Origin of the sequence: Vibrio sp. A2-1 (genome assembly GCF_021728355.1) — a bacterium.
Taxonomy (GTDB): domain Bacteria; phylum Pseudomonadota; class Gammaproteobacteria; order Enterobacterales; family Vibrionaceae; genus Vibrio; species Vibrio splendidus_K.
Genome location: NZ_JAKKCO010000003.1, coordinates 19,107 through 42,655, shown reverse-complemented (window position 1 = coordinate 42,655; position 23,549 = coordinate 19,107). Strand labels below are relative to the sequence as shown.

Sequence of the window (23,549 nt, the reverse complement as noted above, 5' to 3'; positions counted from 1 at the left end):
TGGGGAAGGTATTACAGGTTTATTCGTAGCGATGGTTGGGTGAAATAATGCTCTAGTGATGCTCTAGGTTAGAGATTAAAGATTAACCCACCATCGCAATATGCGTTTGATGAAGGATGGCATTTGCGTCAGTCATTCTATCGTGCATGACTTTAATCGAGTCTCCAAAGCGTAACCCTTTTGAAGGCGTTAACAGGAACTCTTCTAAGTCTACAAATGCACATAAGCTCGCACACTCTCCTACTTCTAATACAATGAAGTAACCAAGACTATGCTCGTTATTCATTTGTACAATATCCCCTTCTTGAGGATATTCATGGCCAGCGCCTTGTGAGTCGAAGAACCAGCTTTTAGGCTGCACAGGCTTATGGAAACGCTTTGCAGCCACACAATAAAGTGCAAGCTCAGCTTGTCGTGGCTCAGACAGTTCTAAGCCAGAAATTTGTTCTTTGAAGGTTTGGTAGGAAGATGCATCATCAACAGTGAATTCATTATCTTTAAAAGCGCAGTCCACCAGCTTATTGCGGACCAGATTCGTTTTAAAAATCATATCCTCTCCGAGGTTTAGCATCAATGAACATTGCTGCTCATCGTAATACCAACTCCATGTATCGCTAGGTTTAAGCATCATTTCGTCTCACACTGTTGAACCATTCCATTAGGTAAAACGCAAAATTACCTTCAATTACAGTAATTTTACTGTGCGATAGGCAAAAAAAAAGAGGAAATGAATTCCTCTTTCTTATTGCTTTTCTCTACAACTCAGTGAGTTACAGTGTCTCTTTTATTAAGACGATGCCGGATTGTAGTCTTTGGACTAAGATCGTTTTTGCGAACTATAGATTTTTGACGATGTCGCCTACAAGTCCTGGACCTTTGTAGATGAAACCAGAGTAAACTTGTACAAGCTTCGCGCCCGCCATCATTTTCTCTTTTGCAGCAACGTAAGAGTCAACGCCACCTACCCCGATGATCGGTAATTGGTCACCCAGCTCTTCGTGAAGTTTACGAACAACTTCAGTACTGCGAGATTGAACCGGACGTCCGCTTAGGCCACCCGCTTCGTCGCAATGTTTCATGCCTTCAACAATGCTGCGATCTAATGTTGTGTTTGTTGCGATCACACCGTCGATCTTATTTTTGATCAATGATTCGCAAATCTGACTGATTTCGTCATCACTTAGATCCGGCGCGATCTTAAGAGCAAGCGGGACATATTTGCCATGCTTCGCTTCTAATTCAGATTGCTTGGTTTTTAGTTCAGACAACAGATCATCAAGTGCTTCGCCATATTGTAGCGAACGAAGTCCTGGAGTATTTGGTGAAGAGATATTTACCGCAATGTAACCCGCGTATTGGTAAACCTTCTCCATACAGATAATGTAATCTTCCGCGCCCTTTTCAATTGGCGTGTCTTTGTTCTTACCGATATTGATACCTAAGATGCCGTCATAGTTCGACTTCTTAACATTCTCAATTAGGTTATCTACGCCTAGGTTGTTAAAGCCCATGCGATTGATAATACCTTCGGCTTCAACAAGACGGAACAGACGTGGTTTATCATTACCAGCTTGTGGACGAGGAGTAACAGTCCCTACTTCTACAAAACCAAAACCCATTGCGCCAAATGCATCAATACATTCACCGTTTTTGTCTAGGCCGGCAGCAAGGCCAACTGGGTTTTTAAAAGTAAGACCCATGCACTCTACAGGTCGGTGAGGTAATTGTTGGCGATACAAAAGATCAATAGGTGTGCCAGTGAAGCGTTTGAAATTTTGAATTGCAAGATCATGAGCCTTTTCGGCATCAAGTTGGAAAAAGCCAGTTCTGGCTAGACGGTAAAGCATTGTGCCTCCGATAGAAAAAAGCGCCGTGTAAACGGGGCGATATTATTTACTTATTTACCCAACTATTCAATCTATTACTGTCTGTTAGGGTAAGATAATCGAGTTTGCTAACGAAAGAGGTTTATTATTAAGCAAACGTTACCGTATCCTCCAACGGATAGTCCATTTGACTATCATTCGTGTAACGAGCATAGATTAACTCGACCTGGGATAAGCTAACTTGACCAAGCATAAGTGACTCAATGAAATAATCGGACACGTCATTCACTATTCAGCCAAATAGCACTGTTCTGTCAAATAACATTGTTCGGCCAAACGAAAAAGGCAGACCTAATGGCCTGCCCTTGTTTATTTTCGTTTTTATCTAATCGCTAGTCTGTCGACATGCAGTTTAGATTCAGTAGCATCAATTCACGTAGTGCTACTGAGAACTTAGCAAACTCATGAACCGAACCCACTTTGAATTCGTTCAAGATGCTTTCCCAACGATGCAGAGAAACCGAGTTGCTTTCCATCCAATCATCAAGCGCTTTAATCACATCAATATCTGAAGCACAACCGCAGTTAAGTACTTGGCCAGTTAACTGACGTTGCTGCCAATCCAGATCTTCTCTGAATGCGGCACGTGCCAATGCTTGCCAGTTGTTGTCTACTGCTTGGCCATTGATTTGTTTCAAAAACCAGTGCAGAGACAAACGGTCACCAAGATTGAAATAAAGCTTAGACGCTTGTTGTACTGTTTTACCTGTTTCACGAGCCACTGTGGATATATCCAGTGCTGAGTACAAGCTAGACAAACGCGCAACTGAATTAGCCAACTCAGCGTTTACGCCTTGGTCAATCCATAACTGTGCCATTGCGTTATGCTCTTCTACTTCAGAAGCCACTAGGTTTTCATCCAGTTTCTCTGTGATAGTAAGAACATCGCCTTGGTAAAGTTCAATCAGTGCTTTCACTGACTGTTTACCGGTACGGTTTCTTAACAACCAACGCGCCAAGCGACGAAGTGTACGGCGAACATGGTAGATCAATTCATATTGAGCTTCAGAACTTGAAACATTATCCAGTTCACGGATGCTCTTCAGAACATGGCCAAGACCGTAGATTTCACGTGATGCCGCGTAAGCATTTGCAATATCAACGATATTTGCACCCGTCTCTTCTTGCAGACGAGTAACAAAGTTACAACCCATTTCGTTAACCATTTGGTTAGCCAGTGCCGTTGCAATGATTTCAGAGCGTAGTGGATGGTTATCCATATGCTGAGAATAGTTACGACGTAACGCTGTTGGGAAGTATTGCATAAGTTGTTGAGCATGGAATTCATCATTAGCGATATCATCACTAACAAGATCTTCTTTAAGCACCATTTTTCCGTAAGCAACAAGTACAGAAAGCTCTGGTCTTGTTAGGCCTTGGCCCTGCTTTTCACGCTCAAGCAATGTTTCGTCGTCTGGAATGTATTCCAAACCACGATCCAAGTACCCTGCTTTTTCCATTGTATGAATAAAGCGGATTTGCTCTTTGACTAAGCCAACACCTTGATGCTCAGTAACCGAAATAGACTCAGCTTGGCAATATGCGTCGTCTAGTACGATTTCACCCACTTCATCTTCCATCGATTCAAGCACTTGGTTACGTTGCTTAACGGTTAGATCACCATTAGACACCAAACCATTCAAGAAGATCTTAATGTTTACTTCATTATCTGAGCAGTCTACACCACCAACGTTATCAACGAAGTCGGTATTAACACGGCCACCCGTTAGTGCGTATTCGATACGACCCAGTTGAGTCATACCTAAGTTACCGCCTTCACCAACAACCTTAGCTTTCAGGTCACGGCCATCGATACGAAGCACGTCATTTGCACGGTCACCAACATCCGTATGAGTCTCGTTTGAAGACTTAACGTATGTACCGATACCGCCATTCCAAAGAAGATCAACCTGCATAGACAAGATCGCTTTGATCAAGTCATTCGGTGCCATTGATGCTTTCTTGGTACCCAGCATTTTCTGAATTTCAGGCGTCAGAGAGATAGACTTCGCTCGACGAGAGAAGATGCCACCACCTTGAGAGATAAGATCTTTGTTGTAATCTTCCCAGCTTGAGCGAGGTAGATTAAACAAGCGCTCACGCTCTACCCAGCTAGAGGCAGATTCTGGATTCGGATCGATGAAGATATGCATGTGGTTAAACGCAGCTTGCATACGAATATGCTTAGACAACAGCATGCCGTTACCAAACACATCGCCCGCCATATCACCTACACCAATAGCAGTGAAGTCCGTTGTTTGGCAGTTGATGCCCATTTCACGGAAGTGACGTTTAACAGATTCCCAACCACCTTTCGCTGTGATCCCCATTGCTTTGTGGTCGTAACCGTTAGAACCACCAGAGGCAAACGCATCGCCTAACCAGAAGTTGTATTCTTCAGATACTGAGTTTGCGAGATCCGAGAACGTTGCTGTGCCTTTATCGGCAGCAACAACCAAGTACGGATCATCTTCATCGTGACGAACAACACTCTTAGGTGGGATAACCTCGCCTTCAATGATGTTGTCTGATACGTCTAGTAAGGCACGGATGAAGCGCTTGTAACAACGTTGACCTTCAGCAAAGATCTCGTCTCGGCCAGACATAGTGTGTTGACGCTTACAAACGAAACCACCTTTTGCACCAACCGGAACGATAACCGTGTTCTTAACTTGTTGTGCTTTAACTAAGCCTAGAATCTCAGTACGGAAATCCTCTTGACGGTCTGACCAACGTAAACCACCACGAGCAACTTTACCACCACGTAGATGCACACCTTCAATGTCTGGTGCGTAAACGAAGATCTCAAATGCAGGAACCGGCGCTGGGATATCTGGAATCTCGCTTGGTCTCATTTTTAGAGCCAACCAAGGTTTAGACTGTTTGTTGTCGTCTAACTGATAATAGTTAGTACGAAGCGTTGCTGTGATCATTTCCATGTAGCGACGAATGATACGATCATCATCCAAGCTTTCTACATGATCCAACTGTTCAGTGATCTTCTTCATAAGATCTTGTTGGCCTTTCGCGCTGCCCTTCAATCTAGGATCAAAACGCTTGCCGAATAAGCTCACTAACCCTTTCGCTAGATCTGGGTAATGAGACAATGTGTCTTCAATGTATTGTTGGCTGAATGGGAAACCAACTTGGCGCATGTAACGCGCATATGCACGTAAGATTGAGATTTCACGGCCAGAAAGACCTGCACCCAATACCAAGCGGTTGAAACCATCACTGTCTAACTCACCCGCCCAAATCGCAGCAAAAGCTTGTTGGAATAGATCGCGAGCTTCACGAAGATCAATCGTCTTGTCACTCTTATGAAGCATCGAGAAATCAAGGATCCAATAAGTCACCCCATTGGTCTTGCGCACTTCATAAGGTGATTCACCAATAACGCGCAGGCCAAAGTTTTCAAGCATTGGCATAACATCAGACAGGTGAATTGGCTCATCACTGTGGTAGAACAGTTTCAAACGAACAGCTTTAGAATCTGCCGCCTCTTCTTGAGGACGGTAGAAAAGCATGCCAAGTTTGTTGTCTTCACTTAGTGCTTCTAGACGCTCGATGTCTGCAACCGCAGAACCAGGCATCATGTCTTCTTTGTACGAACGTGGGAATGCACGCATGTACTCTTTAGATAACGGAAGACCTTTGCTCTCACCGAAGTTAGCAACGATTGATTCAGACAGGCGGTCATCCCACGTAGACGATACTTCCATTAAATTTTGCTCAATTGTTTTCACGTCCACATCCATGTTGTTGTTATCAACACGAACAATATAGTGCGTTCTTGCCAGTGGGCTTTCAGAGAAGTATGTCGTGAATTCGACCTCTTCTTCGCAACCGAAGTATTGCTTTAAAATGCGTTGGGTTTGACGACGAAGCTCGGTGTTGTAACGATCTTTTGTTACGTAAACCATACAGCTGAAGAAACGGCCAAACGGGTCTTTGCGAACGAACAAGCGCAGAAGATCACGATCTTGCATTTGTACAACGCCCGTACCGACTTCAAGTAGCTCTTCTTCTCGAGCTTGAAGCAGTTCATCACGCGGATAGTTTTCTAGAATATTGTGCAGTGCTTTGTAAGAGTATGAACCCTTACGGTAACCACTTGCATCTAAAATACGCTCTACTTTCTCGCGAACTAGAGGAATGCTTTCAACGGTTTGGTTATAAACAGCAGAAGTGTAAAGACCCGTAAAACGGTGCTCACCAATTACCTTGCCGTTTTTATCAAACTTCTTGATGCCGATGTAATCATTGTAAGCTGGGCGGTGAATGCGTGAAGCCGTGTTGCCCTTGGTTACGATCAATACATACGGTTTTTTCGCTTCTAAGCGCGCCGAGTCAGAAAACTCAGACAGCTTAACGTTACGTACACGATCTGAATTTGCGAACAAACCAAGGCCTTGCTCCTTGGTAGGTTGTAGTTCAGTGTCGCCATTCACAGAAACAAGGTCGTATTCCTTGTAGCCCATAAATGTAAAGTTGTGCTCACCTAACCAACGAAGGAACGCAAGCGTTTCATCAAAGCGTTGACCATCGACTGGAATCGTGTCTTTTTGCTGTTCAACTTGATTTGTGACTTCTTCAAGTCTTTCTACCATTTGTAGCCAGTCATTAACCACAAGACCTGTATCGGTAAAGATATCCAACAGCTCTGTTTTAAGCGCTGTCATTTCAGCTTTGCTGCTAAGACGGTCAACCTCAATATGGAAAAGCGATTGGAAAGCACCTTCATTGTTGCTTACACCAACAACACTTCCCTTATCAGAACGGGAGATTTGTGTTGGGTTGTGAAGCATAAGGTGAGAAGAGAGGTCGAGGCGGGTTAATGCCATTTTTACAGAATCAACGAGGAATGGGCTATCTGGTACCACTATCTCGACGATAGTGTGAGTAGATTGCCAGCCTTGGCGACTTACTGTCGGGTTAAAAACACGGACAGAGATTTCGTCGGCTTTCTTTTCATTGATGTGATGCCATAAGCTAACTACAGCACCGTATAAATCGGATTCGTTTCTCTGAGTCAGGTCGTCGTGAGAAACGTTACTAAACAAGTGTTGAGCAAGTTGAGTTACGAGAGGTCGATGAGCAAGGTCAAGTTTGTCTTGAATCAGTTTGTACACTTTTTCAAGTAAAACTGGAACCACAGTTTCACGTGCGGTCATAGTCACACTCCACAATTAGAATTATATTTTATTATTAGGGGACTTACTTAAGCTAGTGTTTGAATTGAGCCGTTGAGCTCTTTCCTACTAACGAGTTAAGCAAAGGTAATGCATTCATTTATTGTAAAAGTATTATTGAGAAATAGTTAATTGTTTTGGAGGTGGTAAGAGGTGAAATGTTTGATTATGTGATTAAGATTCCTTTTAACTCACTAGGCACGCCAAGGTTTACAGAGCTTCCAACTTAATAAACTTATTTTTTTGGTCAGTTGTCAGTCTAAACTGCCCTCTAACCCCTATTTGTGTAAGAAAAGGTCTGAACCGAGTTGCAGGTAACTGTAGACGTAATCCAGTAGTCGTTATCACTTGAACTTTACTTGCCGCACCAGAATAGCTGGCCAGAAACTGCTGATATGAGATGTTAAGTTGGAAAATATAGCGATTCATACAATACCTGTTTAAATATACAGTACCAGTGTTTTTTGGCACTTAACGATGTCTGACTGTACAACTGAGCTTGAAAACTTCTCTAGCTTATCGAAAATTCGATGACCCAGAAACAAAAAAATCAGTGGCAGATATTATCTACCACTGATGAATTTTTGTTATTAATAAACAGTTTATTAGCAAGCCGCTTATTAGCAAACCGCATATTAACAAACAGTTACCTGAATGAGCGCGAACTTAAGCCTCTAGTGCTTTTGCCACTTTCTCGAATAAGTCATTCGCTAGGTTGTCCATGTTCTTCAGCGTCTCAAGTTCTTTCTTGATTAGAGCTTGGCGTTCATCATCATATTTACGGAACTTAAGTAGCGGGTCAATCAAGCGCGAAGCCACTTGCGGGTTGCTGCTATTCAGCTCACGTAGGATCTCGCCAGCAAACGCATAACCTTGTCCTGACTTGTCGTGGAATTGAACCGGGTTCATATTTAAGAACGAACCAACCAAGTTGCGAGTACGGTTCGGGTTCTTCAAACTGAATGCTTGGTGTGACATAGACGCCTTGATCACCTCAAGTGCATTTGAACTTGGGTTTGTTCCTTGAAGAGCAAACCATTTGTCCATGACAAGACCATCATGTTTCCACTTGTCGCTGTAATCCGCCATTAAAGTTTCACGACATGGGAGTTGTGCAATGTTCGCCGCGCCCATTGCTGCCATTGTGTCTGTCATGTTGTTTGCTTGCTGGTACATAGCGACAACCAAGTCATCACCCTTTTCAGTATGAGCCAAGTAACTTAGACAAACTTTACGCAGAGTTCGCTTACCAATTGAATCATGGTCAATCGTGTATTCTGTTAATGCGTGACTGTGGTAAACCGCAGCAAGTTCATCTTCGAGCTCTTTCGCTAGCGTCACTTTCATCGCTTTCAATACAGATGCAACCGCATCGATATCGACACGCTCATACCAACCAGACACTTCATTATGACTTGGTAGAGAAAGCATCTCTGCAATAAACGCAGGTTCTAACGAATCGCTGAGTAATACACCACGGAATGCATCAACGACTTCAGAAGAAAGTGCAAACTTTTGACCTTGCTGAACGTTATCTACGTTGCTACGGATGTATTTCGCTAGCAGCATTTGCCCTGCATCCCAACGAGAGAATTCGTTACGAGCATTCACCATCAAGAAGATCAGCTCTTCGTCTGAATAATTGTATTCAAGTTTCACTGGCGCAGAAAACTCACGCAGCAGAGATGGAACTGGTTGCTCTGAAACGTTTTCAAACACGAACGTTTGTTCCGCTTCTTTCACGTCTAATACATTGTGAACTGGCTGACCGTTACATTGTAACTCAATCACTTCACCTGACGCTGTGTATAGCTCGATATCTAGAGGAATATGCAGAGCCTGCTTTTCAGTTTGCTCATGAGTTGGCGCTGTTACTTGGCGAGTCGTTAACGTGTACTCTTCTTTCTCTGCATCGTAATGGCTTTCAACAGAAAGCGTCGGCGTACCAGATTGGCTGTACCATAAACGGAACTGAGACAGGTCAACGCCCGATGCATCTTCCATTGCCGCTACGAAGTCTTCACATGTTGCAGCCGTGCCATCGTGACGTTCAAAGTACAGCTTCATGCCTTTTTGGAAACCTTCCTCACCCAACAGTGTGTGGATCATTCTGATCACTTCACTGCCCTTTTCGTATACTGTCAACGTGTAGAAGTTGTTCATTTCTATCACTTTTTCAGGGCGAATTGGGTGAGACATTGGGCTCGCATCTTCAGCGAATTGTGGCCCGCGGATAATGCGAACATTGTTGATACGGTTAACTGCGCGAGAGCCAAGATCAGAAGAGAACTCTTGGTCACGGAATACCGTTAAACCTTCTTTCAAGCTTAACTGGAACCAATCGCGACACGTTACTCGGTTGCCAGTCCAGTTATGGAAATATTCGTGACCGATAACCGCTTCTATACCTAGGTAATCTGTATCAGTTGCTGTTTGGTCATTTGCTAAAACGAACTTAGAGTTGAATACGTTCAGGCCTTTGTTTTCCATCGCACCCATGTTGAAGAAATCAACGGCTACGATCATGTAGATGTCTAAGTCATACTCAAGATTGAAACGCTCTTCGTCCCACTTCATTGAGTTAATCAAAGAAACCATCGCGTGGTTTGCGCGGTCGAGGTTGCCTTTGTCGACAAAGATTTCTAGATCGACATTGCGACCAGATTGTGTGGTGTATGCGTCACGAAGTACATCGAAGTCACCCGCAACTAAAGCAAACAGATACGCAGGTTTTGGATGTGGGTCTTGCCATTTCACCCAGTGACGACCATTTTCAGCTTCGCCTTCGTCTACACGGTTACCGTTACTGAGTAGGAATGGATTTTCGGCTCTGTCTGCGATAACCGTTGTCGTGAATTTCGCCAATACATCTGGGCGGTCCATGTAATATGTAATACGGCGGAAACCTTCAGCTTCACATTGAGTACAGAACGCACCACCCGATTTGTACAAGCCTTCAAGTGCACTGTTTCCTTCAGGGTCGACTTCAGTCACGATCGTTAGCGTAAATTCTTTCGGAAGGTAATTCAAAGTAAGTAGAGTTTCAGACTGTTCGTACTGCGTCCACTCCGTACCTTCAACCAGAACAGACACCAACTTCAAGCCTTCACCATCAAGTACTAATGTCGAGCTTTCTTTCTCCTGCTTAACACTAGAAACAGCGGTAATAATGGACGCCGAATCGTACAAATCGAAAGTAAGATCGATTTCAGAAATAGTGTGAGATGGTGATTGATAATCTTTACGATACTTGGCTTGAGGTGTATGTGCCATGACGGGTTCCTTTTGATCGTTATACGTAATTATTTTTTAACTGTATATATCTAAAGGTTGAGCGCCAATAAAACAAGGGGAATATTGAAAAAAGGAGGCATTGTAGGAAAATGCCTCCATGTTTTACTATTTTATCAATCAAATCAGACAGGAACGGCTAAGAAATGAACTGTGAACCATATTATCAACGAGCCCGACTTAACAGCAAGATATAGTGCTTAACGAATGCGATTGAGCACCGCAAACATGTCTCCTTCTTCACCTTGAAGCGTCAACACATCACTGTTCAGTGTGTAACGAGTACCGTGTTCGCCATTTTCATACAGCAGTACTAATTGGTCGCCTTCGGTGTAATACACTCCACGACGAATGACTTCCCCCCCTTCTTCATCAGACACTCGGAACATGAAGATAAAGTCAGGTTGAAGCACTAAATCCATTTTTTGAATGTTACTGGCACGCAAATCGCTCCCGGAAAGTTCTGCGCTTGACCATATTCCCGCCAGGGCGTTGGGCAAGGCTTTGGTGAACATCACACCGTTAAGATTCAGCATATTGTGATTACTGCTGTAAGCGTAAACCTGAGGCTCAGAAGTATTTAAACCCAAAATAATCGTGTCTTCATTGGCGTTATACAAACCTTCCCAATGGTCGACACTATAGTCTTTCTTCTGAATATCAATAGAGAAAGAGTAGTTTGAATCGAGAGTGAGTTTGATTGCTCTAAAGTTTTCAGTACCTTGCTCAGGATCTGGGTTCATCAAATACCAATCACCAAGCAACAGAGGAAGGTCAAAATGAGATAGATTGCTATCACTTTTTGATTGTTGATCGCTCGAAGCAGCTACCTCACTCCCAAAAGCAACAAAACTTAAACAAGATAAAAATAGTAGAATCCATTTCATACGCGCCCCCTCGTTTTCTTTAAGCTTAGGCACGTAATGAATAGAAAGCGAAAAAATATGATCCAAGTCACTAAATTTTAAGTGCAAAGTAACTTAAGTGTCATTATTCGATGCAAAATAGAGCTAAATGACCCTGAGTATTGAGTGTTCTTTGCGACAATCTCAACGGTTACAATCAGGTATTCCTGTCAAATCATAGACACAAAAAAGGCGAGCCTAGGCTCGCTTTTTAAATTGTGCATCTTTAAACAATCACCTTTAACAGGTATTTGCTCTATTTCTTGATCATATCCAGCATGATAGCAACAGACTCATCAAGATAAGCATCCGGGGCTTCATAGTCTTTAGGAATATCATCTAACGTTTTAAATGCCTCTAATTTAGCGGCCTTTTGACGTTGGTTAATACGATCTAGACGAAGCGTATCCGCATCATCGCTCTCTTGCTGACGTACCTTTTCATTCAAAGAAAGGTCGTTATCGTCTTTATCTGCCTTATATTTTTCAATATCTTGCGCAATAAAGCCGAATTCCATGTCAGTAGCAATGCGAGCTTGATGTTGGGCAGTCAAAGCAATTATTTCTTCATCGTTACGCTGTAACACTGAATAATTTGCTTTATCAATACTGTCCCAAGGCAGAGCATTATCTTCAACACTTTCACCGGTATCAGCAGGATCAATTGGCGTTGGGTAAGCAATATCAGGTACTACACCTTTGTTTTGCGTACTGCCACCATTGATTCGATAGAATTTCTGGATTGTGTATTGAACATAGCCCAACTCTTTATCGAATAAATCATAGATATGATTCAAAGAGCGATGTTGTTGCACCGTTCCTTTGCCGAAAGAGTTTTCGCCAAGAATGATTGCACGACCGTAATCTTGCATCGCTGCCGCAAAGATCTCAGAGGCTGAAGCACTGTAGCGATTGACCAATACCGTTAGTGGGCCTTGGTAACTAATTTCGCCATCAGTATCACTGTTCACTTTGACACGACCGTAGCTATCACGCACCTGAACAACGGGTCCCTCTTTGATAAACAAACCAGAGAGTTCAGTTGCTTCAGTGAGTGCACCACCACCGTTGTTTCTCAGATCAACAATAATACCTTCAACACCTTGCCCTTTAAGCTCAGTGATCAGTTTGTCTGTATCTTTAGAAAGACCAACATAGAAACTTGGTACTTCGAGTACACCAATCTTCTTGCCATCTTTCTCGATAACTTCTGATTTAACAGCGCGGTCTTCTAAACGAATCTTATCGCGTACAATTGTGACAACGTGACTTTTTGCATCTTTACCATCTGGCAAGATCTGTAGCTTAACTTTGGTCCCTTTCGGTCCTTTGATTAATTGCACTACATCGTCTAGACGCCAGCCGATAACATCAACAATCTCTTCGCCATCTTGACCAACACCAACAATACGATCGCCGTCGCTCAATTGTTTGCTGTTTGACGCAGGGCCACCAGCAACGAGAGATCGAATAACGGTGTAGTCGTCAGTCATCTGAAGTACAGCACCAATACCTTCTAGAGATAGATTCATCTCTGATTGGAATTGCTCTGCATTTCTTGGAGAAAGGTAGCTGGTGTGAGGATCAACTTCACGCGCAAATGCGTTCATGTAGATTTGGAAAGCATCTTCATTATGCGACTGCGTGATACGCTTCATCGCATTGTTGTAACGCTTTTCCAAAACTTCTTGAATCTCTGGCCATTCTTTACCAGTAAGTTTTAGGTTCAACGCATCGTATTTAACACGCTTCCTCCAAAGCTCATTCACTTCGGCGATATCTTTTGGCCATTTCGCTTCATTGCGATTGAGCTCAATACTTTCATCGGTATCAAACTTAATCTCAGTGTCTAGCAAAGACAGCGCATACTGAAAACGTTCAAAACGCTTCTGCATAGAAAGATTATAAACATCGAAAGCAATCTGGTTATTACCCGCTTTCAGCTGATCATCAATTTGAACAGATGATGAGGAGAAAGAGTCAATATCAGCTTGAGTGAAGATATTACGATTATAATCCAGCATCTCTAAATAACGATTAAAGATAGCTTGAGAGAAATCATCGTTGAGATTGAAGTGTTTATAGTGAGAACGAGTAAATCGAGAAGTAACACGTTTACTAGCAGTTTCGTGTTGGGCCTCAGGAACGAGTAAAGGTAAATCGTCCTGATCTAATTTGGCTTCAAGAGCCTGAGCTGAAGCTGCTAGACAAAAGCTAGCAGCAATCAGTGTCAATTTTGAACGGCATTTCATGCGTAGGAGTATCTCCTTTAAGCGCGCAAGTGCTCCGCTTTAACAACCATTTGTAGGCCGTTTGCTAACTGAACACGCACATCTTCCTTATTGATTTCAACAATGGTCGCAGCCATGTTTCCTGTACCCATGTTCACATTTACTTCTTTGCCAGCGATGAATTCGTCAGCGTTCAAAGCGCGTGTTTCTACAGGCTTTTCTACTTTCGGTGCTTTAGGCGCTTGACGACGAGGCTGTTGAGCTTTCTTCGCCTTAGCTTTCGCTTTGCCTTCTTCACGAGCTTTCTGTGCTTGTTCTTTACGACGAGCCTGAACTTTCGCTTTGCTTTCTGCAAGTGTAGCCTTAGCGTGCTCAACGTGCTCTTCTTCTAATGTGCCACACGCGTTGCCGTCTAGGTCAACACGATCTGCGCCAGCTTTTACGCCGTGCAGGTAACGCCATGATGATGTGTACTGTCTTAACGCTGCACGAAGCTGAGTCTTACTTACTTTTTCGTCTTCATTTAGACGTTCAGCAAGATCTTGAAAAATACCAATTTTAAGTGGTTTTGCTTCACCTTCTAGAGTAAAGCATTTAGGGAAACATTCAGCAATATATGCGATAACTTCTTTGCTGTTTTTTAACTTTTCAGTGTTTTCCATGTGGGTTCCTGGTTTTTGCGGTTTTCCGCGAGCATTAAGAAAATATTTTTACGTATTATAGAGAGATGCTTGGGAAAAACCACAGTAAGAGAATAATTTATGCCTTGTTCGCGTGCGAATTAAGCACCTTTTCCACTTCAGCCATAAAAAATGTCAATCCGTCTTCATCAATTTGAGAAAAACGACCAATATTTGGACTATCGATATCAAGAACACCCACAACTTTGCCATCGATAGAGAATGGAATAACGATTTCTGAGTTACTTGCAGCGTCACAAGCGATGTGACCTTCGAACTCATGCACATCATGAATACGCTGAACTGTATTTGTCGCAACCGCAGTTCCACACACACCACGCCCTACCGGAATTCGAACACAAGCAGGTTGACCTTGGAATGGGCCCAGTACTAGTTCGTCTTTTTCCTTAGCTAAATCTTGCTTGATTAAATAGAAACCCGCCCAATTCAGTTCATCCAATTCCATGAATAATAATGAACTAATATTTGCAAGATTTGCAATTAGATCGGTTTCAGATTCAATTAATGCAACGGCTTGTTTGGTTAAGCGTTGGTAATGTTCTATTTTCATATTAACTTCCAATTAAATTGAGACTTCCATTATCAAGAGAACGCAGTAAAATGCGGTCATCAAACTAAATAGGACTTATTCTCATTACAATGAACAATTCAGAAGACACTATTAGCCGTTCTTGGTTGATAACTCAAGTAAAAAAACACAAGTCCAAATTACTGTTTGCTAACTTTGTTGCCATTATTGCAACCCTAATTAGCGTCCCTATCCCTCTACTTATGCCACTCATGGTCGATGAAGTTTTGCTTGATAAGCCAGCTTCAGGGTTAGAGATGATGAATCAGCTACTTCCAGTCTCATTGCAAACGCCGACTGGTTATATTGCGCTTACTCTCTTGTTGGTTATCTTAATGCGCTCGGCCAGCCAAGCGCTGAATATTCTACAAGGTCGCCAATTTACTTTGGTTTCCAAAACGATCACCTACCAGATGCGTAGCAAGATGATCGATAAACTTGGCCGCATTAGCATCCGACAATATGAGACCAAGGGCAGCGGCGGTATTAATGCCCACCTAATTACAGACATAGAGACCATTGATAAGTTCATTGGCTCGACCCTTTCTAAATTTATCATCAGTTTCTTAACGGTATTCGGAACCGCTATCGTCCTACTATGGTTAGAGTGGCGACTTGGGCTATTTATTTTACTCGTCAATCCTGTTGTTATTTATTTTTCTCGTAAACTCGGCAGCCGAGTTAAACACCTCAAAAAATATGAGAACCAGTCTTTTGAGCGTTTTCAGAATCGCTTAGTTGAAACCTTGGATGGCATCTATCAACTCCGCGCCGCTAATAAGGAGCGTATCTTTCTTGATGAACTTAAAGTTCAAGCAAACCAAGTAAGAATTGATGCCGATAAATACGCTTGGCAATCGGAAGCTGCCGGCCGTGTTTCGTTTCTACTGTTCTTATTAGGTTTTGAACTATTCCGTGCCGTCGCAATGCTAATGGTGTTATTCAGTGACTTGACGATAGGTCAGATTTTTGCGGTGTTCGGCTATTTATGGTTCATGTTAGGCCCTGTCCAAGAATTGCTAGGGATTCAATTCTCTTGGTATAGCGCGAAAGCAGCGCTGCAACGTATTAACGACCTACTGCAACTAGAAGAAGAACATCGCCCTGTTAGCAAGGTAAACCCTTTTGATGACCATAAAGAAGTGACAGTCGACATTGAAGACGTTACATTCTCTTACACATTAGAAAACACTGTTTTAAATAGGCTATCGCTACACATTCCAGCAGGAAAAAAAGTCGCCCTAGTGGGTGCTAGCGGTGGTGGTAAATCAACGTTGATCCAGTTGTTAATTGGGGTTTATCAGGCGGACTCTGGTTGTATACGCTTTAATGGTGAAACAACGGACGACATCAGTTTTGACATAATACGCAGTCAAATTGCCGTTGTTTTACAACAACCTATACTCTTTAACGATACATTAAGGCATAATCTGACCCTTGGTGCTGAATACGATGAAATGTCGTTGTGGCGCGCGCTTGAAGTCTCTCAAATGCAAGATGTAATCAAACAGCTGAGTAATGGCTTGGATACGCAAATTGGTAGGAATGGCGTTCGACTGTCTGGCGGTCAACGACAACGCTTAGCGATCGCCCGCATGGTGCTGAGTAATCCTAAGTTTGTTATTCTTGACGAAGCGACATCTGCCTTGGATACAGCAACAGAGTCAGCACTGCATAAAGCACTAAGCGAGTTTTTGAAAGATCGCACAACTTTGATAGTGGCTCATCGATTATCAGCGGTGAAACAGGCCGATCTAATCTATGTTTTAGAAGATGGGCAAGTCACACAGACAGGAACGCATGGTGAATTGGTTGAACAACAAGGACTATATCAAACACTCTATGGCAGTGTGCAATCGCACGCCTGATGTTTATTGTTCTAGAGATTTAAGTCAGTGTAGTTCTAGGCATTTAAATCAGGTTTTCAGCTTGATTAGTGTTTCAACTTGGGAGGTCGCGTGACCTCCCCATCCGAAACCAACTCTTTATCGACTCAGCACCAGTTGTCAACTGAGTCTCCGTTGACAACTAAGTCTCCGTTAGCAACTAAGTCTCCGTTAAGAACCAAGCACCTGTGCGACAGCAGCTCTGTACGTCTGTGTCAGGGCTGCGAACTACCCGTTGATAAAATGGATATCCCTCTAGGGAAATCCGCATATTGTCCAAGGTGTGGCACTCAGCTTTACCGAGGCGGTACACCTAGCCTGTCTGGAAACCTAGCAATCGCGATTACCTGCTTATTGCTATTTATCCCCTCACACTTTTTTGAATTTATCAGTATTCGTCTGATTGGCGTCATGATACCTGCGACGTTACCATCAGGTGTCTTTACTTTAATGGGTGAAGGCTTCCCTCTACTAGGCCTACTCATCCTATTCTGTAGTTCGATCGCCCCGTTACTCGTTTGTACCTCTGTACTCGTCACTCATGCAGCACTGCGCTTTAAGATTTTCACGCCATTTAGGTATGCGTTATCCATCATCCAAACATTAAAGCATTGGATGATGTTGGATGTATTTCTGGTAAGTTTGGCTGTCTCATGCTTCAAACTGCAGGATTACTCAGATATTTTTGTCGGCCCTGGTTTAGTAGGATTGATTTTACTGCAGCTTTTCAGTGTATTACTGGTAAGCCGTATCAGTGTGCGTCGCTATTGGGAAGCTTGGGCTCAAGAGTCTGATTACTCTTTTGTAGAAAGTAAGAACGTACACTGCCACAACTGCCATCTTTCTCAACCTGACGGTCATACTTGCGTACGTTGTCACCATGACTTATATCACCGTAAGCCCTACTCTATACAGAAGACATGGGCTCTGTTGTTTGCTGCGTCAGTGGCTATCATACCAGCCAACGTTATTCCTATTTCTATCCTTATTACAAACGGACAAAGGCTAGAAGACACGATAATTTCTGGTGTCGCTTCGCTAATCAATAGCGACATGTATGGCATCGCAGCGATCATTTTTATTGCCAGTATCGTCGTGCCTGTTGCGAAAATACTTGGCCTAACGTACATCTTAATTTGTATCAAGATGAAGCGCGCGGTTTACCACAGGCAGCGCATGACCATCTATTTCATTGTGAAGTGGGTGGGAAAATGGTCGGTGATGGATCTGTTCGTTATTTCGATCATGATGACCTTGGTCGACCGTGGACAGATTTTAAACTTTACACCAGGTTATGGTGCAGTCGCTTTTGGTGTCGTTGTTGTTCTCACGATGCTGGCAGCGGAAAGCTTAGATCCTAGGCTAATTTGGGATAACTACACCTCTAAAGATGAGTCAGTGAATGAACAACGATAACCAATCACAAGCGTCATATTCACCAGAAGTAAGGAAAAACAAAGGCATTTCACCTTTGTGGATTCTGCCGATATTAACCGTCGCATTAGCCGGTTGGTTGGTCATGAAATCGATACACGATGCAGGGCAACGTGTGCAGATATACTTCTCAGATGCCGCAGGTTTAGTCGCCGGTCGAACGACAATTCGTTACCAAGGCTTAGAGGTGGGTATGGTGCGCGACATCACCTTGTCCAAAGATTTATCGAGTATCTATGTCGATGCTGACATCTACCCAGAAGCGAAGAAGCTACTTTCAAAGGGCACTCGTTTCTGGCTCGTAAAACCAACGGCGAGTTTGTCTGGTATCTCAGGGTTAGACGCGCTTGTTTCGGGTAACTACATTGCTATTCATCCTAGCGAAACCAAAGAAGAACTAGAAACCGTTTTCCAAGCTCTAGAATCCTCCCCTTCTGATTTATTGGCCTCTGAAGGTCTAAATATCTCACTGACGACCAAAGATCTGGGCGGTGTGTCTGTTGGCTCTCAAATCGTTTATCGTAAAATTCCAATTGGTGAGGTTTACAACTACCAATTAAACGACAACGCGAAGTCCGTTACGATCCAAGCGTCGATTAAAGATGAATACAGCCATATCATTACCGACCAAAGCCGTTTTTGGAATGTCAGTGGCTTAGGTGCCAGTATTGGATTTTCAGGCGTCGATGTGCGCTTAGAAAGCCTAAGCGCGCTGCTTGGCGGTTCAATTGCGGTTGACTCTCCCGGAGAAGGTCAGCCCGTCGAGATGAACACCAAGTTCAAGCTCTACCCAGATTTGAAAACTGCCGGTCGTGGCATCTCTATCAAAATCGCTGTGCCAGATGACAACAAGATCAGCGCAACTGGCGCTCCGATCATGTATCGAGGCATAGAAATCGGTCAGATCACTGATTTATCTTTAAGCGAAGGTCGCGAAAACGTGGTTGCATCTGCCGCTATCCAACCGGCATTCAGCGACTTTTTAAATAGCGGGAGTAAATTCGTTTTAGAAGAAGCTGAATTGTCACTCACTGGTATGAAAAACATTGCCAACTTAGTGACAGGTAACTTTTTAACCTTGGTACCGGGCGAAGGTGAAAAGGCACGTCGATTCACTGCGATTCGTAAAAACGAGTTCAGTCAGGAACAAGAAAAGTCAGTCGCGATTCGCTTAACATCAAACAACTCATTCGGATTGGATGTCGGTACACAACTGCTCTACAAAGGTATTGCCGTTGGCTCTATCATTCAAGTTGGCTTAGTTGATGGTGTTGGCACTGGCTCTGACAAGCACGAAGTGTTTATGGATGCGCTTATCGATAACGAATATGCGCACCTAATCAAAAGTCACAACCGTTTCTTTGTGACAGGCAGTGCGACCGCAGAGCTGACCGAATCAGGTTTAAGTGTTACGGTTCCACCGGCAAAGCAGCTTCTTACTGGCTCGATCAGCTTTGTGAGTGAAGGTAAACCTGAAGCTCGAACTGACTACCAACTTTTCCAAAGCAAATCGTTAGCAGAAATCGCTAAGTTTAATCAGTCAGGCTCAAAAACGCTTTCATTATTTGCTAGTGAGTTACCTTCAATTTCTAAAGGCAGCCCACTGCTCTACCGTAACCTACAAGTGGGTAGTATTTCGGATTTTCAGCTTGCTGATGGTGGTGTAAGAATCAAAGTCACGATCGAAAATCGTTACACGCACTTACTCAATAAACATACCGTTTTTTGGAACCGCTCAGGCGTTGAGATTGATGCTTCGCTATCGGGTATTAGTATTAAAGCGGCACCCGTTAAAACGCTAATTCAAGGTGGTATTGCTTTTGATTCGCTTCCCGGTATAGACAATAAGCTTGGTGATGTGTGGAAGCTGTACAAAGATTCTAAATCCGCTCGAAAGTTTGGCCGCGCGATTACGATTACCTCTTCTGGCGATCAAGAAGTCAGCAAGGGTATGGCTATCAAATACCAAGGTGTCACTGTTGGTGAGGTTACTTTGGTGATTCCTAACTTCAATAAAGGCGGCATTGAAATTACCGCGCGAATCTTACCTGAGTACGTTGGCAAGATTGCCGTGGCGAACAGTCACTTCTGGTTGGCAGAACCTGAGATCGGCCTTAATGGCATCAAAAACGTCTCTGCGCTTCTCTCTAAGCACATCAACGTAGATCCGGGCAATGGTGACAGAAGTACGAAATTTAAGCTTAGCAAAGGACCCGTGCAGCCTGAAGGCAAGATATTCCAGCTACAAAGCGAAACGCGAGGCTCGGTGTCTGAAGGCACACCTATCCTATTCCGTGAGCTAGAAATCGGTAGTGTTATCGATGTACAACTAGGCGAGTTTGCTGATCGCATCATCTCTACGATTCAAATAGAACCTGACTACGCGTATCTGATCCGCGCAAACACTGTGTTCTGGAACGTGTCGGGTGTCGATGTCTCTATCGGCCTCTCTGGTGCAAACATCAAAGCCGGAACGGTAGACAGTTTATTAAGAGGCGGAATTACCTTCTCAACGCCACCGACGAGTGAACTTCAGCCTGTGGCAAGCGAAGATCAGTCTTTCTACCTATATCCACAAGCAGAAGATGAGTGGAAGTCATGGAGAACAGCGATTCCTCGTCCATAGAGTGAATCCTCAGAAGCTCCATGCAAATTAATACAGCTTAACGAAGATTAATTCTTCATCAAAATGCAGCCATTCGGCTGCATTTTTGTTGTTTGCCGTAAATATGGTTTAGGACGACCTCATTTTGCTTTAAACTCCCCGCATTAATGCAATAATTCGAGATACTCTTTTGCACGCTAACGTATATATTCCTGAAGAATTCCTAACGCACATCGAAGCGATCATGCCTAGTCACCTAGATATGGCTTCTTTTGTTGCCTCATGCCAAAAACCACTTCGTAAAAGTATTCGAGTCAACACACTGAAAATCAGTGTTGAAGACTTCCTAGTGCGAGCAAAAGAGAAAGGCTGGGAACTGGAACCTGTACCTTGGTGTGAAACAGGTTTTTGGATTACAGCCGATGAAAGTGAAGCGCCTCTAGGTAATACGGCAGAACACATGTCTGGTCTTTTCTACATCCAAGAAGCCAGTTCTATGATGCCACCTTCTGCACTTTTCCAAGGCGAAGCTGATTACCAAGCCGTGCTAGATACTGCTGCTGCACCCGGTTCTAAAACAACGCAAATCGCTGCGCTAATGAATAATCGCGGCGTGTTGGTTGCCAATGAATACGCTGCAAGCCGCGTGAAAGTACTTCACGCCAACATCGAACGTTGTGGCGTTCGTAATGCCGCACTCAGTAACTTCGATGGTCGAGTTTTCGGTGGTTGGTTGCCAGAACAGTTTGATGCTGTCTTGCTGGACGCACCCTGCTCTGGCGAAGGTACTATTCGTAAAGACGCTGATGCGATGAAGAACTGGACGTATCAATCTGTAGTCGATATTGCCGACACGCAAAAAGACCTGATTGAAAGTGCATTCCATGCTCTTAAACCTAATGGTGTTTTGGTTTACTCAACATGTACGTTAAGCACTGAAGAGAACCAACAAGTGTGCCATCACCTAAAAGAAACCTTTGGTGATGCGGTTGAGTTTGAATCTCTTGAATCACTGTTCGACAACGCAAAAGCAACGACGACTGAAGAAGGCTTTCTTCACATCTTCCCTCAGGTGTATGACTCTGAAGGTTTCTTTGTTGCACGTATCCGTAAACTAGCGTCTGTGACTCCACCAGAAGTTAAAAAACGCATGGGTAAGTTCCCATTTGAAAAAGCGTCAAAGAAAGCTCAGCAAGAAGTCGCTGAACAACTTCTTAGTGCTCTCGATATCGAACTACCAAGTGATACTCAAGTTTGGATCCGAGATAAAGACGTTTGGCTATTCCCTGAGGCGCTTGAGCCTATGATCGGTGCATTCCGTTTCTCTCGTATGGGCATCAAGATCGCTGAAACCCATAAAAAAGGTTACCGATGGCAACACCAAGTCGCGACAACGCTCGCGACAGGTAATGAAGCTAACATTGTAGACCTCATCATCGAAGATGCTCGAGAATGGTTCATGGGCCGAGACGTTCGCCCAGAAGGCTTGTCAGGCAAAGGCGAAGTGCTAGTAAAATACAACGGCGCAATCATCGGCCTTGGTAAATGGGTAGGTAACCGAGTGAAGAATGGCTTACCGAGAGAGCTAGTACGCGACAAAAACCTTTTCTAGTCGTTCGATTAAAGCTCTCACTGTACTGAGAAAAACAAAAAGCCCAAACAACCTTCATTGTTTGGGCTTTTTCTATTCTTGTCGGCTAGCTCATTTCAAGGGAAGCACTGAAAAATCAACACTTAATTACACAAATATCAATTCAAGTCGCTATTTCCAATAACAAAAATCGCTTATTAGGGAATTTAAACTAGACTTCAGTCTAACAGTCAAAGAATTAAAACGATTAGCGTAGGCTCTTCGGAGCCCTTTCCCCTAAGCCCAAACAGGAAGGTTTGGGCTTTTTTTTGACCGACAAGCTCGCTTATTTAACTAGGCTGATGCCTTCTTTGTCGATAGTGATCTTGCCAGACTTGTACAAACCACCAATTGTCTTCTTGAACGTACCTTTGCTGGTTCTGAATGCAGAGAAAATAACTTCCGGAGAAGATTTATCATTCAAAGGTAAGTAACCACCTTTCTTCTCAAGCAGATCGAGAACCTTAGTGCTTAGGTCATCCATTTTAGCCACACCAATTTTCTGAAGAGACAAGTCAATCTTACCGTCTTCTTCACGAACGTTTTTAATGTAGCCTTTTAGCGCTTTACCTATGAACAGCTTACCGATGATGTCTGATGGGAAAATCATGCCCCAATGCTCACCGTTAACGATCGCTTTGTAACCTAACTGGCTGCGCTCAGCGATAATGAGATCCACTTGCTCGTTTTGCTTATAAGTCGCAGGCGTGTTGTCTAACCACTTGTTGAACTTTGTTGTACCTACAATGCGGCTAGATGCTTTATCAATATACACATATACTAAGATTGACTGACCTTCGTTTAAACGGCCACGTTGCTCGCTGAAAGGAACAAGAAGATCTTTACCTTTCACGCCCCAGCTCATGAATGCACCGGTGCTGTTTACGCCTTCAACCGTCATCAAGCCAAACTGCCCCACTTGAGCAATTGGTTTTTCAGTCGTTGCAGCGATCTGGTTGTCAGAATCAATGTATAAGAAAACATCCAGTTTTTGACCAATTTCAACACCTTCAGGAGTAAATCGTTTTGGCAGCAACACGGTTCCATAGTCGCTAGCGTCAAGGAATACACCGAAGTCGGCTTGCTTTACTACTTCTAAGTTGTTTATTTGACCAATATTAATCATCAAGATTTTCTCTACTTTAAATTTGGCGGTGATTATACGTGATCTCTGATATGCTTTCGCTAGTTTCATTCATATTTTTACATTCTAGGAGACAT

The 23,549-nt window shown here is 43.4% G+C and carries 14 protein-coding genes; 4 read left to right on the top strand and 10 right to left on the bottom strand.

From position 1 onward, the window contains the following. Nucleotides 1-82: 82 nt before the first annotated feature. The 9 genes from L3V33_RS11430 to L3V33_RS11390 form a co-directional block, all read right to left on the bottom strand. Nucleotides 83-631, bottom strand: coding sequence for a cell division protein ZapC (locus tag L3V33_RS11430; protein ID WP_004733648.1), 549 nt, complete (start codon nucleotides 629-631; stop codon nucleotides 83-85). A 205-nt stretch (nucleotides 632-836) separates the two neighbouring features. Then, nucleotides 837-1,847 carry a quinone-dependent dihydroorotate dehydrogenase gene (pyrD, locus tag L3V33_RS11425; protein WP_017077215.1) on the bottom strand — a complete coding sequence of 337 codons (1,011 nt, stop codon included), beginning with the start codon at nucleotides 1,845-1,847 and terminating at the stop codon, nucleotides 837-839. 371 nt (nucleotides 1,848-2,218) lie between these two features. Further along, a complete protein-coding gene (locus L3V33_RS11420; protein ID WP_237290404.1) occupies nucleotides 2,219-7,060 on the bottom strand; it encodes an NAD-glutamate dehydrogenase in 4,842 nt (1,613 codons plus the stop codon). A 228-nt stretch (nucleotides 7,061-7,288) separates the two neighbouring features. Continuing rightward, nucleotides 7,289-7,507, bottom strand: a complete 219-nt coding sequence (locus L3V33_RS11415) for a DUF2835 domain-containing protein (RefSeq protein WP_004733645.1) — start codon at nucleotides 7,505-7,507, stop codon at nucleotides 7,289-7,291. 237 nt (nucleotides 7,508-7,744) lie between these two features. Next, a complete protein-coding gene (pepN, locus tag L3V33_RS11410; RefSeq protein ID WP_054547715.1) occupies nucleotides 7,745-10,351 on the bottom strand; it encodes an aminopeptidase N in 2,607 nt (868 codons plus the stop codon). Nucleotides 10,352-10,569: 218 nt separating this feature from the next. After that, nucleotides 10,570-11,256, bottom strand: a complete 687-nt coding sequence (locus L3V33_RS11405) for a hypothetical protein (RefSeq protein ID WP_054547714.1) — start codon at nucleotides 11,254-11,256, stop codon at nucleotides 10,570-10,572. A gap of 274 nt (nucleotides 11,257-11,530) precedes the next feature. Next, nucleotides 11,531-13,525, bottom strand: coding sequence for a carboxy terminal-processing peptidase (gene prc, locus L3V33_RS11400; RefSeq protein WP_065205174.1), 1,995 nt, complete (start codon nucleotides 13,523-13,525; stop codon nucleotides 11,531-11,533). A 17-nt stretch (nucleotides 13,526-13,542) separates the two neighbouring features. Then, nucleotides 13,543-14,166 carry an RNA chaperone ProQ gene (proQ, locus tag L3V33_RS11395; RefSeq protein WP_054547712.1) on the bottom strand — a complete coding sequence of 208 codons (624 nt, stop codon included), beginning with the start codon at nucleotides 14,164-14,166 and terminating at the stop codon, nucleotides 13,543-13,545. A 97-nt stretch (nucleotides 14,167-14,263) separates the two neighbouring features. After that, on the bottom strand, nucleotides 14,264-14,755 hold the full coding sequence (locus L3V33_RS11390; protein ID WP_017077212.1) for a GAF domain-containing protein: 492 nt from the start codon (nucleotides 14,753-14,755) through the stop codon (nucleotides 14,264-14,266). Between the two features lie 89 nt (nucleotides 14,756-14,844). Between L3V33_RS11390 and L3V33_RS11385 the strand changes: the two genes are divergently transcribed. From L3V33_RS11385 to rsmF, 4 genes are all read left to right on the top strand, one after another. Further along, a complete protein-coding gene (locus L3V33_RS11385; protein ID WP_114633583.1) occupies nucleotides 14,845-16,641 on the top strand; it encodes an ABC transporter ATP-binding protein in 1,797 nt (598 codons plus the stop codon). 78 nt (nucleotides 16,642-16,719) lie between these two features. Continuing rightward, entirely contained in the window at nucleotides 16,720-18,075 is a 1,356-nt protein-coding gene (locus L3V33_RS11380; protein ID WP_054547710.1) for a paraquat-inducible protein A, read from the top strand. After that, nucleotides 18,062-20,719, top strand: coding sequence for an MlaD family protein (locus L3V33_RS11375; protein WP_237290403.1), 2,658 nt, complete (start codon nucleotides 18,062-18,064; stop codon nucleotides 20,717-20,719). The genes L3V33_RS11380 and L3V33_RS11375 overlap by 14 nt, the downstream gene beginning before the upstream one ends. Before the next feature lie 169 nt (nucleotides 20,720-20,888). Further along, a complete protein-coding gene (gene rsmF, locus L3V33_RS11370; protein WP_017086834.1) occupies nucleotides 20,889-22,310 on the top strand; it encodes a 16S rRNA (cytosine(1407)-C(5))-methyltransferase RsmF in 1,422 nt (473 codons plus the stop codon). Nucleotides 22,311-22,614: 304 nt separating this feature from the next. On the opposite strand, the gene L3V33_RS11365 is transcribed toward rsmF, so the two are convergent. Then, nucleotides 22,615-23,523, bottom strand: a complete 909-nt coding sequence (locus L3V33_RS11365) for a S1-like domain-containing RNA-binding protein (RefSeq protein ID WP_004733627.1) — start codon at nucleotides 23,521-23,523, stop codon at nucleotides 22,615-22,617. Between the last annotated feature and the right edge of the window lie 26 nt (nucleotides 23,524-23,549).

Bases quoted from the DNA above. Each gene is read 5' to 3' on its own strand.
- pepN (WP_054547715.1), bottom strand. From the start codon at position 10,351: ATGGCACATACACCTCAAGCCAAGTATCGTAAAGATTATCAATCACCA.
- L3V33_RS11405 (WP_054547714.1), bottom strand. From the start codon at position 11,256: ATGAAATGGATTCTACTATTTTTATCTTGTTTAAGTTTTGTTGCTTTT.
- L3V33_RS11390 (WP_017077212.1), bottom strand. From the start codon at position 14,755: ATGAAAATAGAACATTACCAACGCTTAACCAAACAAGCCGTTGCATTA.
- L3V33_RS11420 (WP_237290404.1), bottom strand. From the start codon at position 7,060: ATGACCGCACGTGAAACTGTGGTTCCAGTTTTACTTGAAAAAGTGTAC.
- proQ (WP_054547712.1), bottom strand. From the start codon at position 14,166: ATGGAAAACACTGAAAAGTTAAAAAACAGCAAAGAAGTTATCGCATAT.
- prc (WP_065205174.1), bottom strand. From the start codon at position 13,525: ATGAAATGCCGTTCAAAATTGACACTGATTGCTGCTAGCTTTTGTCTA.
- L3V33_RS11430 (WP_004733648.1), bottom strand. From the start codon at position 631: ATGATGCTTAAACCTAGCGATACATGGAGTTGGTATTACGATGAGCAG.
- L3V33_RS11415 (WP_004733645.1), bottom strand. From the start codon at position 7,507: ATGAATCGCTATATTTTCCAACTTAACATCTCATATCAGCAGTTTCTG.
- L3V33_RS11365 (WP_004733627.1), bottom strand. From the start codon at position 23,523: ATGAAACTAGCGAAAGCATATCAGAGATCACGTATAATCACCGCCAAA.
- L3V33_RS11385 (WP_114633583.1), top strand. From the start codon at position 14,845: ATGAACAATTCAGAAGACACTATTAGCCGTTCTTGGTTGATAACTCAA.
- pyrD (WP_017077215.1), bottom strand. From the start codon at position 1,847: ATGCTTTACCGTCTAGCCAGAACTGGCTTTTTCCAACTTGATGCCGAA.
- L3V33_RS11375 (WP_237290403.1), top strand. From the start codon at position 18,062: ATGAACAACGATAACCAATCACAAGCGTCATATTCACCAGAAGTAAGG.